The following is a 17,087-nucleotide window of genomic DNA, read 5'->3' on the forward strand; positions in this document are numbered from 1 at the left end:
TGTGGCTTGGTCGGCTTGTCCGCGTGTGGCTCGGTTGGCTTGTCCGCGTGTGGCTTGGTCGGCTTGTCCGCGTGTGGTTTGGGCGGCTCTTCTGGGTGTGGCTTCTGGGGTGCGGGGCGCGCCTCAGCTGGCCGTGCGGCAGATCCCGTGGAGGGGGACGGTGCTGGGGTGGGAGGGAGCGTGGCCGTCCGGGCGGTGGCCGGGGTCGGGTGCGGGACGGCGGTCCGGGAGAAGGGTGCTGTGGGCGTGCGGGTGCCTGCGGGCGGCGTGGAATTGCGGGCTGGGGTGGGCGGTGATGTGCTCGCGGCCGCAGGCCCTCTGGTCTCGGTGACTGTAGGCGGCCTTGTTTCGGCAGCCGCAGGTGGTGTGTTCGCGGCTGTAGGTGGTGTGTTCGGGGCTGCGGGTGCCTTGGCGGGTGCGGGTGGACCGGTCGCGGCAGCGGCAGCGGCTGGCGGGGTTGGCGGGACCAGGCCGGTTTCCAGTGCGCCGAGGTCGCGCAGCACCGTGTGCTGCCAGTCTCGATCGGACACCGAGCCCCTTCCAGCTCCGCATTGATTGGGCGAGACGAGTCTAGACAGGCGCAGCCGGGAGATTCCGACCAATTGTGTGTTGCGCCGTCAGACCACCTGTGGACGGGTCACAGGTACAGGCCCGTGGCGCTCTCCGGGGACGCGGGGGCGGCGGTGCGGAGGTCCTCGGCGCGCAGGGTGATGATCTCGGTGTCGGACGGGGAGCCGGACGCGGTGAGGCGTTCGGACTGGGCGGCGACGGCGGCGTCCAGCAGGTTGCGCATGAGGCGGCCGTTGCCGAAGGACGGGCCGCGCGGGGTGTCGCGGAGCACGGCACGGAGCCGTCCGGGCACGTCCGGGGCGAGGGTGAGGCCCTCGGCGGCGGCGAGGTGCTCGAAGATGGCGGCGAGCTCGTCGTCGGTGTAGTCGGGGAAGGAGATGCGCTTGGGGAACCGGGACGACAGGCCGGAGTTCGCGGCGAGGAAGGCGTCCATTTCGCGCGCGTAGCCGGCGGCGATGACGACGAGGTCGCCGCGGTACTCCTCCATGAGCTGGACGAGGGTGGCGACGGCCTCCTGCCCGTAGGCGTCGCCGGCGAGGGAGTACGCCTCGTCGACGAACAGGACGCCGCCGAGGGCCTGCTCGACGGCGGCGCGGACGCGCGGGGCGGTCTGGCCGAGGTAGGGGCCGATGAGGTCGGCGCGGGACACCTCGACGAGGTGGCCGGACGACAGCAGGCCGAGGTGGCCGTAGACGGACGCGACGAGGCGGGCGACGGTGGTCTTGGCGGTGCCGGGGCTGCCGGTGAAGATCATGTGCCGGGTGGGGACGGTGACCTGCTTGCCGGCGGCGCGGCGCAGTTCGGCGCCGCGGGCCTCGGCGGCGAGGCGGTGCACCTCCTCCTTCACCGCGGAGAGCCCGATGAGGGCGTCGAGCTCGGCGAGCGGGTCGGTGGCGGGGACGACGCGTCCGGCGCCGGTGAGGCCGTCGGGGATGTCCTCGGGCAGCAGCGCGGCGAGGTCGTCGGGGCCGGGGCGGCGGAGCGCGGTGACGCGGCGGGCCTGGAGGGCGATGGCGCGCTCGCACAGGTTGCGCATGACGCGGGCGTTGCCGAAGGAGCGGCCGCGCGGGGCCCGGCGGAGCAGCTCGGTGATCTTGTCGAGGGCGGCGGGGGCGGGCGACAGGCCGGCGGCGGCCGCCTGCCCGGTGAAGATCTCGACGAGTTCGGCGTCGGTGAAGTCGGGGAACCGGACGGTGGTGGGGAAGCGGGACGCGAGCCCCGGGTCGGAGGCGATGAAGCGCTGCATCTCGCGCTCGTAGCCGGCGACGATGACGACGAGGTCGTCGCGGTGGTCCTCCATCACCTTGATGAGTTCGGCGATGGCCTCCTGGCCGTAGTCGTCGGACATGCTGGTCTCGGTGAGGGCGTAGGCCTCGTCGATGAACAGGACGCCGCCGACGGCGCTCTGCGCGACGCCGCGGGTCTTGACGGCGGTCTCGCCGACGTAGCGTCCGACGAGGGTGGAGCGGGACGCCTCGACGAGGTGGCCGGACGACAGCAGCCCGAGGTCCTTGAAGATGCGGGCGAGGAGGCGGGCGACGACGGTCTTGCCGGTGCCGGGGTCGCCGGTGAAGACCATGTGCCGGGCGGGCGCGGCGGGCGAGGGCAGGCCGGCCTCGCGGCGCAGCTTGGCGGCCTTGGCGCCGGCGACGAGCAGCTCGATCTCCGCCTTGACGGTGCGGAGGCCGGTGAGGGCGGCGAGTTCGGCCATCGGGTCGGACGGGGTGCCGGCGGTGTCGAAGGCGGCGGGGACGTCGGCGCGCTTGACGACGAGCTCCTCGCCGGCGGGCGTGTTGGCGCGGACGTTCTCGACGACGATGTCGGCGAGGCGCTGGGCGAGGCGGGCGTTGCGGAGGTTGCGGATGGGCGGGGTCCGGACGAGGAGCTGCCCGGCGGCGGTGAGGGCGCGCTTGTGGGCGCGCGCGCCGCGCTGCTGGAGGGCGCGGTTGAACAGTTCGGCGTACCCGTCGGCGTCGAACGGGTGGGTGCGGACGACCTGGAACCGCAGGGAGAGGCCGGGGTTGACCTCGCGGATGCGCTCGTCGCCGCCGGGTTCGCAGAGGGCGACGACGTGGAGGTCGTCGTGGACGTCGAGGGCGCGGTGGAGCTCCTCGACGATGGCCTCGCCGCTGCGGCCGTCGCGGGACATGTCGTCCAGGCCGTCGATGACCATGAGGCGGTTGCCGGCGGCGTCGCGGGCCTCGCTGTAGAGCTGCGTGGTGGCGGAGGAGACCTCCTTGCCGGCGAAGAAGTCGTCGGCGAGCCACAGCGGCGGGTCGACGATGCGGTGCTCGCGGAGCAGCCGGGCGATCTCCTGGGCGGCGTCGCGCTTGCCGGTGCCGTCGGGGCCGACGAGCATCAGCCGGACGGGCCCGCCGGTCTCGGCGATGGTCTCCAGCGCGGCGACGACGTCGGGCTGCCCGACGAGTCCGGAGCCGACCTCGGCGCGGCGGGTGCGGCGGTTGCGGGACGGGGCGGTGCCGACGCCGGCGGCGAGCGGGTTGACCATGCGGCGGCGGGGGGTGAACAGGCGGCGGACGTCGGCGCCGAACTCGCCGACGGGGATCCATTCGGGGTCGGGGATGCGGGGTTCGTTGGGCAGGCCCTGGACGCAGCCGGTGAAGCGCATGGCCATGTCGAGCCAGCCGCGGCAGGCGTCGATGGCGCCGGCGCCGAGGGCGCGTCCGAGCCATCCCCATTCGTTGAGGTACCAGGGGTTGGGTTCGAAGGTGTCGCGGTCGCGGGCGAAGCGTTCGAGGAGTTCGCCGTACCGGTCCTCGGTGAGGACGACGGACAGTTCGGCGGGGACCTGCTTGAGGCCGCCCTGGAGGAGCAGGTGGACGAGCAGCTCGTCGGCGGTCTCGTCGTGCGGGGCGACCTCGCGCAGATGCTCGTGGACGGGCAGGAGCCCGGAGCAGACCCATTCGAGGTAGCCGATGGGTCCGGCGAGTTCGGGCAGGGCGGTGACGATGTCGTCGCTCGCGTGGGCGAGCCACAGGGCGCGCTGTTCGGCGAGCGGCGTCTGGATGCGCAACGCGGGCGGCGGGTCGTCGTACAGCTTGATGAGGGCCTGGCGGCGCTGCTCGATGGGCTCGAGTCCCTCGAAGACGTCGAGGGACTCGCGGGCGAGCGTGAGGGCGAGGTCCTGGTCGCCGCAGTCCTCGAGCCATTCGAGGGGCTGGAAGGAGCCGCGGCTGACGCCCCATCCGCCGGCGTCGCGCAGCGGGTCGCGGGGCTCGTTGTGGTAGCGGTTGAAGAACTGGTACTGCAGGCGGGAGTGGGTGCCGGCGTTGACGGCGCCGGCGCCGAGCAGGAAGTCGAGGGTGAGGAGCAGTTCCGCGACGACGAGCGGGGCGGGCGCGGTGAGCAGGGAGTGCTCGCTGGTGGTGGCGTCCTTGCAGCGCGGGTCGGTGGCGAGCGTGTCGATGCGGGCGCGGATCTCGTCGTACAGGCCGTCCGGGACGCGCCAGGGCCCGTAGGAGTACACGTCGAGGACGGGCTCGTCGGAGACGAGAAGTTCGAGATGTTCCGGCAGCCGCACCCTGTTCCCCCTACAAGCACACGAAACCCGACCGAAAGCCTAGAGCGTCCGGCAGGTCCGCGTGGCTGGCCGGACGAAGGCGGTCATCGGGTGCGGGAGGCGGCGGTGAGCCGGTGGGCGGCCTCGGAGGCGGCGAGGCCCGCGACGGTGACGGCGGCGGCGACCCAGGCGAGGGACGTGGCGTCCGCGGCCCGCAGCCACAGCGCGCCCGCGCCGCCCGCGATCGACACGGCGAGGTAGACGGCGGAGGCGTTGAGGGAGACGAGGAGGGCGGACGCGTCCGGGGCGACCGCGATGAGCCGGTGCTGCATCGGGACCATGACGCCCCATGCGGTGAACCCGTAGACGGCGACGGCGGCAGCGGCGCCCGCCATGGTCGTCCCGGTGACGGGCAGCAGCGCGAGGTCGGCGGCCAGCACGACGGCGACGCCCGTGATGACGCGGCGCGGCCCGAAGCGGTCGGCCCACGCGCCGGTGATGAGGTTGCCGGCGGTGCCCGTGCAGCCGGAGACGAACAGCAGCACCGCCAGGGAGCGTCCGCCGCCGCCGGTGGCCGGCTCGAAGACCACGCTGATGTAGTTCTGCAGCAGGTAGATGCCGGTGAACAGGATCGCGGTGGTGGCGAGGAGGGCGTTGACCCGGCGGTCGGCGAGGGGCGCGAGGCGTGCGCGCAGGCCGACGGCGGCCGGCGCGGGGACGTGCGGGAGCAGCGCGGCGACCCCGGCGGCGGCGACGGCGGCGAGCGCGGCGGCGAACCACATCGTCCCGCGCCAGGACATCACGGTGCCGAGCAGCGTCCCGATCGGGACGCCGAGGGCCGTGGAGGTGACGAGGCCGACGGTGACGTAGGAGAGCGCGCGGGCGCGGTGCGCGGGGCCGGCGAGCGCGGCGGCGGTGGCGCCGGCGATGGGGGTGAACATCGCGGCGCCGCCCGCGGCGATGACGCGGCTGGCCAGCACCCATCCGTAGCCGGGCGCGAGGGCGGTGGCGGCGTTGCCGGCGGCGAGGACGGCGAGGGCGGTGAGCAGCACGCGGCGGCGCGGCCAGGTGCCGGTGAGGGCGGCCATGACCGGGGACAGGACGGCGTAGGCGATCGAGAAGACGGTGACGAGCTGTCCGGCGGCGGCGACGCCGACGTGCAGGTCGCGGCCGATCTCGGGCAGCACGCCCGCGACGACGAACGCGTCGGTGCCGACGGCGAAGGTGCCGGCGGCGAGGACGAGGGTGCGGGCGGGGACCCCGGTGGGCGGGCTCTCCGGCGGTGCGGTGACGGCCATGCGGTCTCCTTCGGCTGGCGCGGCGTCAGAACGGTACCGATCGGTTCCGTTTCCGAGACGGTACCGGTCGGTTCCGTTTTCCGTCAAAGCCGGATACGCTGGCGGCATGCCGACCCGTGCGCGCGACCGCCTCGTCCAGGCCGCCGAGGAGCTCTTCTACGCCGAGGGCGTCCGCGCGGTCGGCGTGGAACGGCTGCTCACCGTCTCCGGTGTCGGCCGCGCGTCCTTCTACCGGCACTTCCAGAGCAAGGAGGACCTGGTCGCGACCGTTCTCGGCGAGCGCGACCGCACGTGGCGCAGCGGCCTGGAGGAGGCCGTCGCCGAGCGCGGCGGGCACCCCCTCGACGTCTTCGACGTGATGGCCGGACGGTTCGAGAGCGCGGACTTCCACGGGTGCTCGTTCATCAACGCGATGGCCGAGACGGCCGGGAGCGACGCCGGGGTGCGGCGGCTCGCGGACGCGCACAAGACGGCGGTGGCCGCGTTCCTCGAGCGCCTGCTCGCCGAGGCGGGGCACCGTGCGAACGCCGCAGAGCTGGCGCGGCAGTTCGTCCTGCTGCTGGACGGCGCGCTGGTGACCGCGCTGCGCGACCGGTCGGCCGCGCCCGCGCTCCGGGCCAGGGCGATCGCCGAGACCCTCCTCGCCGCGGACGGAACGAAAGAGCCTTTTTCGCGGTAACCGCGATCTATCACTTTGTTCGCAAGGAGACGGGGTATCCGGGGCGGGGCCCGGCCGGTCAACTGGGTAGGTATCCGAAGATTCGGTTCGCCCGCCGGACCGGCCCATGCTCCTCCGACGCTCAGCGCCGAGCCCGGGAGGCCGTCGGGTGCGGGCGGACGCGCCCGAGCCGTCTCCTGGGAGAACACACGTGATCACAAAGCTGCTCGTCGCGAACCGCGGCGAGATCGCCGTACGCGCGTTCCGCGCCGCGTACGAACTCGGCATCGCCAGCGTCGCCGTCTACGCCCACGAGGACCGGCTGTCGCTGCACCGGCAGAAGGCCGACGAGGCGTACGAGATCGGCGAGCACGGCCACCCCGTCCGCGCCTACCTGGACGTGGACGGCATCGTGGAGACGGCGCTGCGGGTCGGCGCCGACGCCGTCTACCCCGGCTACGGGTTCCTGTCGGAGAGCCCGGAGCTGGCGGAGGCGTGCGAGCGCAACGGCATCACGTTCGTCGGCCCGCCGTCGCGGGTGCTGAGCCTGGCCGGCAACAAGATCGAGGCGGTCGCGGCGGCGCGGCGGGCGGGCCTGCCGGTGCTGCGGTCGGCGACGCCGGAGCCCGGACGGGAGCTGGAGGCGGCCGACGAGGTCGGGTTCCCGCTGTTCGTGAAGGCCGCGGCGGGCGGCGGCGGGCGCGGGCTGCGCCGCGTCGACCACCGCGAGGAGCTGGAGGCCGCCGTGGACACGGCGCGCCGCGAGGCGGAGAGCGCGTTCGGCGACCCGACGGTCTTCCTGGAGCAGGCGGTGGACCGGCCCCGCCACATCGAGGTGCAGGTCCTCGCCGACGGTGCGGGGCACACCGTCCACCTGCGCGAACGCGACTGCTCGGTGCAGCGGCGGCACCAGAAGGTCGTGGAGATCGCGCCGGCGCCGCACCTGGACGCGGCCATCGCGGAGCGGCTGTGCGAGGACGCGGTGAAGTTCGCCCGCGAGATCGGCTACGTGAACGCCGGGACCGTCGAGTTCCTGGTGAACGACCGCGGCGAGCACGTCTTCATCGAGATGAACCCGCGCATCCAGGTCGAGCACACCGTGACGGAGGAGGTCACGGGCGTCGACCTCGTGCAGAGCCAGCTGCGCATCGCGGGCGGCGAGACCCTGTACGACCTCGGCATCTCCCAGCAGGACGTGGTGGTCGGCGGGTTCGCGGTGCAGTGCCGGATCACGACCGAGGACCCGGCGAACGGGTTCCGCCCCGACACCGGGAAGATCTCGGCGTACCGGTCGCCGGGCGGCGCCGGGGTGCGCCTGGACACCGGCACCGCGCACGGCGGCGCGATCGTGTCCCCGCACTTCGACTCGCTGCTGGTGAAGCTGACGTGCCGGGGCCGGACGTTCGAGGAGGCGGTGCGGCGCGCGCGCAGGGCGGTCGCCGAGTTCCGCATCCGGGGCGTCGCGACGAACATCCCGTTCCTGCAGGCGCTGCTGGACGAGGAGGACTTCCGCAGGGGCGGCGTCAGCACGTCCTACATCGCCGACCATCCGGAGCTGCTGACGGCGCGGTCGAGCGGCGACCGTGCGACGCGGCTCGTCCGCTACCTCGCGGACGTCACCGTCAACAAGCCGCACGGTGAGGCGCCCACGGCCCTGGACCCGGCGACGAAGCTCCCGCCGCTCCAGCTCGACGGCCCGTTCCCGGAAGGTTCCCGCGACCGCCTTCTGGCTCTCGGCGCGCGCGCGTTCGCCGAGCAGTTGCGGGCGCAGAACGCGCTTGCCGTCACCGACACCACGTTCCGGGACGCGCACCAGTCGCTGCTGGCGACCCGGGTACGCACGCACGACCTCGTCGCCGCGGCGCCTTACCTCGGCCGCATGACTCCGCAGCTTCTCTCCATAGAGGCGTGGGGCGGCGCGACGTACGATGTCGCGCTCCGCTTCCTGGGCGAGTCCCCGTGGGACAGGCTCGCGGCCATCCGGGAAGCGGCGCCGAACCTGTGCATCCAGATGCTGCTGCGCGGCCGCAACACCGTCGGCTACACGCCGTACCCCGACTCGGTGGCGCGGGCGTTCGTCAAGGAGGCCGCCGGTACGGGCGTCGACATCTTCCGCGTGTTCGACGCGCTGAACGACGTCGAGCGCATGCGTCCCGCGATCGACGCGGCGCTCCAGACGCACGCGCTGGTGGAGGGAACCCTCTGCTACACGGGCGACCTGTCGTCTCCGGACGAGCGCCTCTACACGCTCGACTACTACCTGCGCCTCGCCGAGGAACTGGTCGAGGCGGGCGTCCACATCCTGTGCATCAAGGACATGGCCGGTCTCCTGCGCGCTCCCGCCGCGCGCACACTGGTGAGCGCTCTGCGGGAGCGTTTCGACCTGCCCGTCCACCTCCACACCCACGACACCGCAGGCGGCCAGATCGGCACCTACATCGCGGCCATCGAAGCCGGTGTGGACGCCGTGGACGGCGCCGCCGCGCCCCTCTCCGGCACGACGAGCCAGCCGCCCCTGCAGGCGATCGTCGCGGCGACCGACTTCACCGGCCGCGCCACCGGCATCGACCTCGACGCCCTCACCGTGATGGAGCCCTACTGGGAGGCGGTGCGCAAGCTGTACGCGCCGTTCGAGATGGGCCTGCCGTCGCCGACCGGGCGCGTCTACCAGCACGAGATCCCAGGCGGGCAGCTGTCGAACCTGCGGCAGCAGGCCGTCGCGCTCGGCCTCGGCGACCGGTTCGAGGAGATCGAGCGCTGCTACGCCGCCGCCGACCGCATCCTCGGCCGGCTCGTCAAGGTCACGCCGTCCAGCAAGGTCGTCGGCGACCTCGCCCTGCACCTCGTCGCCGCCGGCGCCGACCCGGACGACTTCGCCGCGAACCCCGAGCGCTACGACATCCCCGACAGCGTCATCGGGTTCCTCAGCGGCGAGCTCGGCGACCCGCCCGGCGGCTGGCCCGAGCCGTTCCGCACCAAGGCGCTCGCCGGGCGCCAGTACATCCCGGCCCGCGCCGAGCTGGACGGCGCGGAGGAGAAGGCGCTCGCCGGGCCCGAGGTCCGCGACACCCTCGACCGCTTGCTGTTCCCCGGCCCCGCGAAGGAGTACCGCGAGGCCCGCGCGGCGTACGGCGACCTGTCCGTCCTGCCGACCGGCGCGTTCCTCTACGGGATGCGCGCCGGGCAAGAGGTGGCGTTCGACCTCGAACTGGGCGTGCGGGTGCTGGCGGGGCTCGAAGCGGTCGGCGACATCGACGAGGCGGGCGTCCGGCAGGTCATCTGCACGGTGAACGGCCAGCTCCGCACCCTGTCCGTGCGCGACAAGTCGGTCGCGTCGGACGCGCCGCCGGTGGAGCGCGCCGACCCGGCCGAACCCGGCCACGTCGGCGCGCCGTTCGACGGCTCGGTGACGCTGCGCGTCGCGAAGGGCGACCGGGTGGAGGCCGGCGACACGGTCGCCACGATCGAGGCGATGAAGATGGAGGCCGCGATCACCGCCCCGGTGGCCGGGACCGTGTCCCGCCTGGCCGTCCCGGCGGCCACCCCCGTCCAGGCCGGCGACCTCCTCCTCGTCATCGCCTGACGGCGTAGTCCCCCAGGGACGGCTCCAGGAGGGCGAAGCCCTTCTCGGCGGAGCCGGTGAGGGCCGCGGCGATCGCGTCGCGGTCCTCACCGGCGATGGTGCGGCGCAGCGTCTCCTCGAACAGGACGCGGTGGACGCCGATGAGCTGCGCCGAGGCGACACGGACGACCACGTCGCCGGCGTCCGCGCCGGTCTCCTCGGCGAGGACGGCGGCGAGCGCGTGCTCGCGCTCCTCGTGGAACTCGCGCAGCCGCGCGACCAGCGCGGGGCTCTCGGTGATCATGCGGGCGAAGTCGGCGCCGGAGAAGCCGATGACGGCGTCCCGCCGGTCGACGGCGTCGAGGAACGCGCGGCGCAGCGCGGTGAGCGCGGACTCGCCCCGCGCGCGCTCGGCGACCGTTCGGGCGGGCTGGGCGACGAACTCCTCGTGCAGGTCGAGGGCCAGGTCCTCCTTGCGCGGGAAGTAGTTGGTGACCGTCATCTTCGCGACCTGCGCGGCGGCGGCGACGTCGGCGATGGTCACGCGGTCGAACCCGTGCCTCAGGAACAGGCGCGTCGCCTGGTGCGAGATGGCCTGCCGCGTCTGCTGTTTCTTCAGTTCCCGCAAACCCATGCCGGGCATCCTCTCATACGTCGACATAAATTTATAGTTGACACATGTCTAGGCTCGACCTAAGTTTATGCCGCCGGGCTGCCGGGTACCGAGATCGGGTGACCCGTTCCCTCCCGGCCGGACGAGCAAAGGACACCGCCCTGAACGCCAGCACCCCCCGTGTCGCGACCCCCGAGCCCGCCCGCGCCGCGTCCGCGCGCGGCACGGCCGCCCGGGGCGCCTCCGCCCGCGGCGTGTCCGCGAGCCGCGACCTCGTCGACCCGATGAAGGACTACCTCTCCCGCATCGGCCGGACCCCGCTGCTCACCGCAGAGCAGGAGGTCGAGCTGGCCAAGCGCATCGAGGCCGGGCTGTTCGCGCGCGAACGCCTGGAGACCCTCGGCGACGCCCTGTCCCCGCAGGACCGCGACGACCTGGCCTGGATCGCCGCCGACGGGCGCCGCGCCAAGGAGCACATGGTCGAGGCCAACCTCCGCCTGGTCGTGTCGCTGGCCAAGCGGTACATGGGGCACGGCCTGCCGCTCAACGACCTCGTCCAGGAGGGCAACCTCGGGCTGATCCGCGCCGTGGAGAAGTTCGAGTACCGGCGCGGGCTGAAGTTCTCCACCTACGCCGTCTGGTGGATCAAGCAGGCGATCAGCCGCGCCCTCGCCGACCAGTCCCGGACGATCCGCATCCCGGTGCACGTCGTCGAGGTGCTCAACCGGATGACCCGGATCCGCCGCCGGATGATGCAGGACCTCGGCCGCGAGCCCACCGCGCAGGAGCTGGCCGTCGAGCTGGACGTCACGCCGGAGAAGGTCGAGTGGCTGCGCCGCCAGGCCCGCGAGCCGCTGTCCCTGCAGACCCCGCTCGGCGAGGACGGCGACGGCGAGCTCGGCGACGTCATCGAGGACCCCGAGGGCGGCGACCCCGCCGACGTGGTCGCGTCCTCGATGCTGCGCGGCAAGCTCGACGCCGTGCTGGAGACGCTCACCGAGCGCGAGGCCGGCGTCATCTCGATGCGGTTCGGCCTCGCGGGCGGCGAGCCGAAGACGCTCGAGGAGGTCGGCAAGGTCTACGGGGTGACCCGCGAGCGCATCCGCCAGATCGAGTCCAAGGGGATGCACAAGCTGCGCCACCCGTCCCGCCGGGAGACCCTCGCCGACCTGCTCTCCTGACGCTCAGCGCTCGCCCACCTGGCCGGGCTTGGCGTCGGCCCCGAGCCGTTCGACGAGCCCGTCCAGGAGGCGGCGCAGCAGCTCGGTGAGCTGCTCGCGCTCCTCCTCGTCCAGGTGGTCGAGGAGCGAGTCCTCGTAGGTGAGCAGCCGGTTCACGCTGTCCTCGATCAGCCGGTGGCCCGCGTCGCTCAGCCGCACCGACGACGTCCGGCCGCGCGGCCCGCGCTCGGTCTCCACCAGCCCCGCCCGCTCCGCCCGCGCCACCCGCTGGGTGATCGCGCCCGCGGTGAGCAGCGACGCCTCGCGCAGCTGGCCGGGCGTCATCGCGTACGGCGCCCCGCGCCGGCGCAGCGTGGACAGCAGGTCGAGCGTGGCCGTGTCGATGCCGAGCCGGGCCAGCGTGCGGCGCCGCTCGTCGCCCAGCAGCTTCGCCGCGCGCCACACCCGGGTGATGATCCCGATGGACGCGACCGGCGTGCCGGGACGCTCGCGCGCCCACGCCTCGGCGATGGCGTCGACCGGGTCCCCGTGTTTGCGTTCGTCCTCCACGGCGTCTAGCTTAGGGTGAAGTTTAGACCTAAACAAAGGAGGTCCCCATGACCCGCAGCGCAGTGGTGACCGGCGGCGGGACCGGCATCGGCCGGGCCGTCGCGGCGGCCCTCGCGGCGGACGGCCTGGACGTCGTCATCACCGGCCGGCGCGAGAAGGTGCTCGCCGAGACCGCCGCCGAGCTCGGCCCCCGCGTGCGGCCCGTCGTCTTCGACGTGACCGACCCCGGCCAGGTCGAAGCCGCCCTCGCCGAGCTGCCCGAGACGGTGGACGTGCTCGTCAACAACGCCGGCGGCAACACCGACACCGGACGCCCCGCGCCGTCCGGGCTCGCCGGCGTCCGCGACGCGTGGCTCGCCAACCTGGAGGTCAACCTGGTCGGCACCGTCCTCGTCACGACCGCCCTGGAACCGCGGCTCGCCCGCGGCGGCCGCGTGATCAGCATGGGCTCGATCGCGGGCGGCCGCGGCGGCGGATCGTACGGCGCGGCGAAGGCCGGCATGCGCGTCTGGAACATCGAGCTGGCCGCGCGGGTCGGCGAGCGCGGCATCACCGCCAACGTGATCGCTCCCGGCCTCGTCGAGGACACCGAGTTCTTCGGCGACCAGATGACCGGCGAGCGGCGCGCCATGCTGGTCGGGCAGACCGCCACCAAGCGCGCCGGAACGCCGGAGGACGTCGCCGCGCTCGCCGCGTTCCTCGCCTCGCCGGGCGCCGGGCACATCACCGGGCAGGTGCTCCACCTCAACGGCGGCGCCTATTTCGGAGCCTGACTCCGGAATGTCGGTGAGCGGGCCTAATGTTCGTGGGCATGACGACGACCGCGTGGGACGAGATCGCCGCGCTCATCGACGCGCGGAAGGCCGACGCCGTGGCCGGCGCGGTCCTCTCCCTCGACGCCGCCGGCCGCCGCGAGGTCGCCGAGGCGCTCCCCGGCCACGTGCGCGAGGTGCGGTCGCGGCGCGAGACCTGGGAGGGCATCGACGACTTCGCGCCGGCGTTCCGCGCCGCCGGGGCGGGCACGCTCGGCGGCGCGTCGGCCGTCGCGTCCTGGCTGGGCCGCCGCGAGTTCAACTCGCGCTGGACGGACGACCACCACGACACCGCCCTGCTGATGGGCCTCTGGCAGGGCCACGACGACGCCTGGCTCGCCGACCTGGCGCGGCGCCTCGCCCTGCGGCTGCGGGGGCCGCGCCACACCGGCCTCAACCTCGTCCTCGCCCTGCTGAGGGCGACCGGGGCGGAACCGCCCGAGCACGATCCGCTCGTCGTCGGCTGGGTCGCCTCGGCGCCGCCGCGCACCCGCGACCCGCTGCTCCCGGTGCTGCTGCCGCGGATCTTCGAGGCGGAGGGCGTGGGCCGCGAACTGCGCGACAGCGACCGCTGGGTCCGGGGGCTCGTCTCGCTCGCCGCGCGGGGCCAGGTCGACCGGGGGATGCTGCTGGACGGCTGCGTCCGCCGGTTCCTGCGCGGCGGGACGGCCCTCGACCTGCGGTTCTTCGTCCGGCTCCATGACGCGCTCGCCCCGTCGGAGGCCGAGGCGGGCGCCCGCGCCCGCGACTACGCGCGGCTGCTGCCCGCCGCGCCCGGCCCGGTCGCGGAGTCCGCCCTCGACCTGCTGAAGGACCGCGACGACCTGCCGCCCGACCTCGTGGTCGAGGCCCTGGACGGCCTGCTGTTCCGCGCCGAGTCCGGGCTCGTCCGGACGGGTCTGTCATGGCTGGAGCGGACGGTGCGGCGCCACCCCGACCTCGCGGACGGCTGCGCCGCCGCACTCGCGCGCGCGTTCGGGCACGAGTCGTACGCCGTCCGGCAGCGGGCCGTGCGGGTCGCGCTCAAGCTCCCGGCCGCGACGGACGGCGCCGCCTTGCGCGACGCCGTGCCGCTGCTGCCGCCCGACCTCGCCGCGCAGGTCGTCGCCCGTTTCGGTGGCGAGGTCTCCGAAGCGGACCCGGTGGACGACGACCCCGCCCCGCCCGCCCTCGCCGTGCCCGGACGGGTCCTGGAACCGGCGCCGGAGCCGTTGCCGCCGCCCATCACGACTCCGGTCGAGCTGGCCAAGGCGCTCCAGGACGGGATCGGCTGGGCGGTGAGCGAGCAGCTGCTCGCCGCCTACGTCCGCCTCATCCGGCAGGACCGCGACGCCCTGCGCGCCGTGCTGACCCCCGTACTGCACAAGGACTTCCATCCGTACCTCGAACGCCTGGACTTCTGGCTCGCCCCCGAGGAGTGGCTGGTCGGCATCGGGCGCCTGCTGATCGGCTCGCCGGTCCGGCACAACGGCCGCCGGCTCGCCGCGCGGGTGCAGGGGCCGCCCCTTGACCGGCTCTTTGTGTCGCGGTTCGCGGAGGTCTACCGCGCGGTGGAGGACGGGACGCCGCCACCGGTGCTGCTGGCCACTCCGACCCGTCCGACGGGCCACGTCGACGCGCTCGCGCTCGTCGAGCGTCTGGAGGAGTGCGAGGCGGCGGGCGTGGAGGCCGGTTCCGCCGACCTCCAGCAGGCACTGCTCAGGCTGCCGCTCGAGCCCGACGCCGAAGCGGCCCGGCGGGCGGGCCGGCTGGTGTCGCAGGCGGGCCGCGCCGCCGCCCGCTGGCTCGCTGAGGGCGGGGCGCCGCGCGGCGACGTGGCCGTGGGCCCGGTCGCGGACGGCGCTCCCGACGTGGTCATCGGCGCCGAGCCGACCGGTCTGCCGCTGGTGGACGCCGTCTTCACCGCGCCCGGGAAGGACGTCCACACCGCCTGGAACCGGCACTGGGCGTACTGGCCGTGGCTGCTGCCGTCCCATCCCGACGTGGTCGCCGCGCACCTCGTCCCCGGGCTGCGGCGGCGGCGCGAATGGTCCGGCGTGAACATGCCGGTCTCCGTGCTCATCGACCGCACGTCGGGGACCGGGGCGCTCGCCGAGGCCGTCGCGTTCTTCCTCGCCTGCCAGCTCGCCCTTCCGGACGACGAGGAGGCCGTCGAGACGCTGCTGGTCCTGGCGGCGCGGGGCGACCTGCCCGCCGCCGCGCTCGGCCGGCACATCGGGCGGCTGGCGCTCGCCGGGGAGATCAAGCTGGTCCGGGTGGTCGAGGCCCTGGAGCGCGCGGCGGAGGCGGGCGCGTACGCCGAGGTCTGGGAGACGATCGCCGCCGCGCTGCCGCTCCTGCACCCGGAACCGGGGCGGCGGCCGCCGTTCGCCCATGACCGGCTCATCGCGCTCGGCGCCAGGACGGCGCGGTGGGCGAAGGCGTCCGCGCCCGTCCCGGAGATCGAGGAACTGGCCGCGCGGAAGGGGACGTCCAACCTCCTCCGCGCGGCCCGGACGCTCGCGGCGCAACTGCGCTAGGCCGGGTCCGGCCGTGTCGGCGAGTTCGGTTGCGTTAGGCCGCCCAAGGCCGGGTTCAGAGGTCGGACGGGTCGGTGTTGGCGCCGCACAGCACGACGACGACGCGCTCGCCGGGGGACGGGCGGTAGGCGCCGGTGCGGAGGGCCGCGACGGCGGCGGCGGTGCCGTGCTCGACGACCTGCCGGTACTCCTCCCAGACGAAGCGGCGCGCGTCGATGATCGCCTCGTCGGAGACCAGCGCCGGCACCACGCCGGTGCGGGTCGCGACGGCGTGGGCGATGTCGCCGAGGCGGGTGGCGCCGAGGGAGTCGGCGGCGACGCCGGAGACCTGGACGTCCACCGGGCGGCCCGCGTGCAGGGCGCGTTCGAGGGTCGGGATGGTCTCCGGTTCGACGCCGACGACGCGGGCGCGGCCTTCGAGGGCGGCGGCGACGCCCGCCATCAGCCCGCCGCCGCCGACGGCGAGGAGGACCGTGTCGACCTCGCCGCCGGTCTGGTCGAGGATCTCCAGGCCGAGGGTGCCCTGCCCGGCGCAGACCTCGGGCTGGTCGTAGGCGTGGCAGAACAGGGCGCCGGTGTCGGCGGCGCGCTTGGTGGCGGCGTCCTGCGCCTCGGCGTAGCGGGTGCCGACCTGGACGACGGTGGCGCCGAGCGCGCGCAGCCGCGCGACCTTCACCGGCGGGGCCGTCTCGGGGACGAACACCTCCGCGGGCGCGCCGACCTCGGCGGCGGCGTAGGCGAACGCGAGGCCCGCGTTGCCGCCGGACGCCGCGACGACGCCGGCCTCCGGGAGCCGGCCGCCGTCCCGCGCGGCGAGGATGTGGTTGAACGCGCCGCGCGCCTTGAACGACCCGGTGTGCTGGGCCTGCTCCAGCTTCAGCCACATCCGCCCGGCGGGGGCGAGCGGGCCGAGGTCCACGCCGAGCAGCGGTGTCTCGCGGACGCGGCCGGCGACGCGGCCGGCGGCGGCCTGGACGTCCGGAAGCGCGATCACGGGGGGCTCCTCTCCGCGGACGCGGCGTCCGCATCCATCATCAGTACCATCCTGGCCGAACGCTCCTGGCGGATGGCGCGTTCCGTGGGGTCCCCGGCGCCCCCGCGGCGGCCGGGCCCGGTCGCTAGCCGCGCTAACTAGCCGGGCGTCAAGTAAGTTGCCGCGATACGGTGGAGGACGGGGCAGGACGGCCGGAGGAGAGGCATACCGTGGGCAAGCCGCAGACGCGTCGCAAGGACACCAGGGAACGCATCCTGGACGTCGCGCTGGAGCTCTTCCTCGAACGCGGCTACGACCAGACCTCGCTGCGGGAGATCGCCGAGCGGCTCGACGTGACCAAGGCCGCGCTCTACTACCACTTCCGCACCAAGGAGGACATCCTCGACGCCCTCGTCGGCGGCATCGGCGAGCGGCTGGACGAGCTGATCGCCTGGGCCCGCGCCCAGCCCGCGACGCTGGAGACCCGGCGCGAGCTGCTGCGCCGCCTGAACGAGGCGCTGGAGGAGTGGGCCCCGGTCTTCCAGTTCCTCCAGGAGAACCAGGCGGCGCTGCGCGGCCGGACGGCGCCGAAGACCTTCCGCGACCGCATGCAGCACCTCGGCACGCTGCTCACCGACCCGGAGAGTCCCGTCCTGGACCGCGTCCGGTCGCTCAGCGCGCTGTTCACCGTCTACTTCGGCACCTTCGCGATCTCCTCCATGGACGGGACGCCGGAGGAGAAGCGCGCCGCCCTGCTGCAGGTCGCCTGGGAGCAGATCGACGCCGCCCACGCCGCCTCCCGCTCGTGACCGCCCGCCGGTGACCGCCCCCT

10 protein-coding genes and 1 pseudogene are annotated in these 17,087 nt (G+C 74.3%); 6 read left to right on the plus strand and 5 right to left on the minus strand.

The genetic code is table 11. The features are described 5' to 3' along the window. Positions 1-637 precede the first annotated feature (637 nt). Both ABZ914_RS08155 and ABZ914_RS08160 read right to left on the minus strand, forming a co-directional pair. A complete protein-coding gene (locus ABZ914_RS08155) occupies positions 638-4,111 on the minus strand; it encodes an AAA family ATPase (protein ID WP_500192335.1) in 3,474 nt (1,157 codons plus the stop codon). Between the two features lie 83 nt (positions 4,112-4,194). Next, positions 4,195-5,388 carry an MFS transporter gene (locus ABZ914_RS08160; protein ID WP_500192336.1) on the minus strand — a complete coding sequence of 398 codons (1,194 nt, stop codon included), beginning with the start codon at positions 5,386-5,388 and terminating at the stop codon, positions 4,195-4,197. A 106-nt stretch (positions 5,389-5,494) separates the two neighbouring features. On the opposite strand from ABZ914_RS08160, the gene ABZ914_RS08165 reads away from it, so the two are divergent. Together ABZ914_RS08165 and ABZ914_RS08170 are read left to right on the plus strand one after the other, a co-directional pair. Beyond that, on the plus strand, positions 5,495-6,067 hold the full coding sequence (locus tag ABZ914_RS08165) for a TetR/AcrR family transcriptional regulator (protein ID WP_500192337.1): 573 nt from the start codon (positions 5,495-5,497) through the stop codon (positions 6,065-6,067). Positions 6,068-6,257: 190 nt separating this feature from the next. Continuing rightward, on the plus strand, positions 6,258-9,629 hold the full coding sequence (locus ABZ914_RS08170; protein ID WP_500192338.1) for a pyruvate carboxylase: 3,372 nt from the start codon (positions 6,258-6,260) through the stop codon (positions 9,627-9,629). On the opposite strand, the gene ABZ914_RS08175 is transcribed toward ABZ914_RS08170, so the two are convergent. Further along, positions 9,619-10,242 carry a TetR/AcrR family transcriptional regulator gene (locus ABZ914_RS08175; RefSeq protein ID WP_500192339.1) on the minus strand — a complete coding sequence of 208 codons (624 nt, stop codon included), beginning with the start codon at positions 10,240-10,242 and terminating at the stop codon, positions 9,619-9,621. The two genes, ABZ914_RS08170 and ABZ914_RS08175, sit on opposite strands and share 11 nt — an antisense overlap. A gap of 218 nt (positions 10,243-10,460) precedes the next feature. Here ABZ914_RS08175 and ABZ914_RS08180 point away from each other — a divergent pair. After that, positions 10,461-11,402: pseudogene (locus tag ABZ914_RS08180) on the plus strand (RNA polymerase sigma factor); the annotation flags it as partial. A gap of 3 nt (positions 11,403-11,405) precedes the next feature. Here ABZ914_RS08180 and ABZ914_RS08185 read toward each other — a convergent pair. Next, positions 11,406-11,951, minus strand: coding sequence for a MarR family winged helix-turn-helix transcriptional regulator (locus tag ABZ914_RS08185; protein ID WP_500192340.1), 546 nt, complete (start codon positions 11,949-11,951; stop codon positions 11,406-11,408). Positions 11,952-11,998: 47 nt separating this feature from the next. Between ABZ914_RS08185 and ABZ914_RS08190 the strand changes: the two genes are divergently transcribed. Next, entirely contained in the window at positions 11,999-12,724 is a 726-nt protein-coding gene (locus ABZ914_RS08190) for an SDR family oxidoreductase (protein WP_433147552.1), read from the plus strand. A 38-nt stretch (positions 12,725-12,762) separates the two neighbouring features. Further along, positions 12,763-15,282, plus strand: coding sequence for a DUF7824 domain-containing protein (locus tag ABZ914_RS08195; RefSeq protein WP_500192341.1), 2,520 nt, complete (start codon positions 12,763-12,765; stop codon positions 15,280-15,282). Positions 15,283-15,337: 55 nt separating this feature from the next. Here the strand turns inward: ABZ914_RS08195 and ABZ914_RS08200 are convergent, their stop codons facing one another. Beyond that, positions 15,338-16,276: a threonine/serine dehydratase gene (locus ABZ914_RS08200; RefSeq protein WP_500192342.1), complete on the minus strand. Its 939-nt coding sequence runs from the start codon at positions 16,274-16,276 to the stop codon at positions 15,338-15,340. Between the two features lie 209 nt (positions 16,277-16,485). On the opposite strand from ABZ914_RS08200, the gene ABZ914_RS08205 reads away from it, so the two are divergent. After that, positions 16,486-17,064, plus strand: coding sequence for a TetR/AcrR family transcriptional regulator (locus tag ABZ914_RS08205; RefSeq protein ID WP_500192343.1), 579 nt, complete (start codon positions 16,486-16,488; stop codon positions 17,062-17,064). Positions 17,065-17,087 lie beyond the last annotated feature (23 nt).

It is taken from the genome of Spirillospora sp. NPDC046719, from assembly GCF_040645715.1.
In the GTDB taxonomy this organism is placed as follows: domain Bacteria; phylum Actinomycetota; class Actinomycetes; order Streptosporangiales; family Streptosporangiaceae; genus Spirillospora.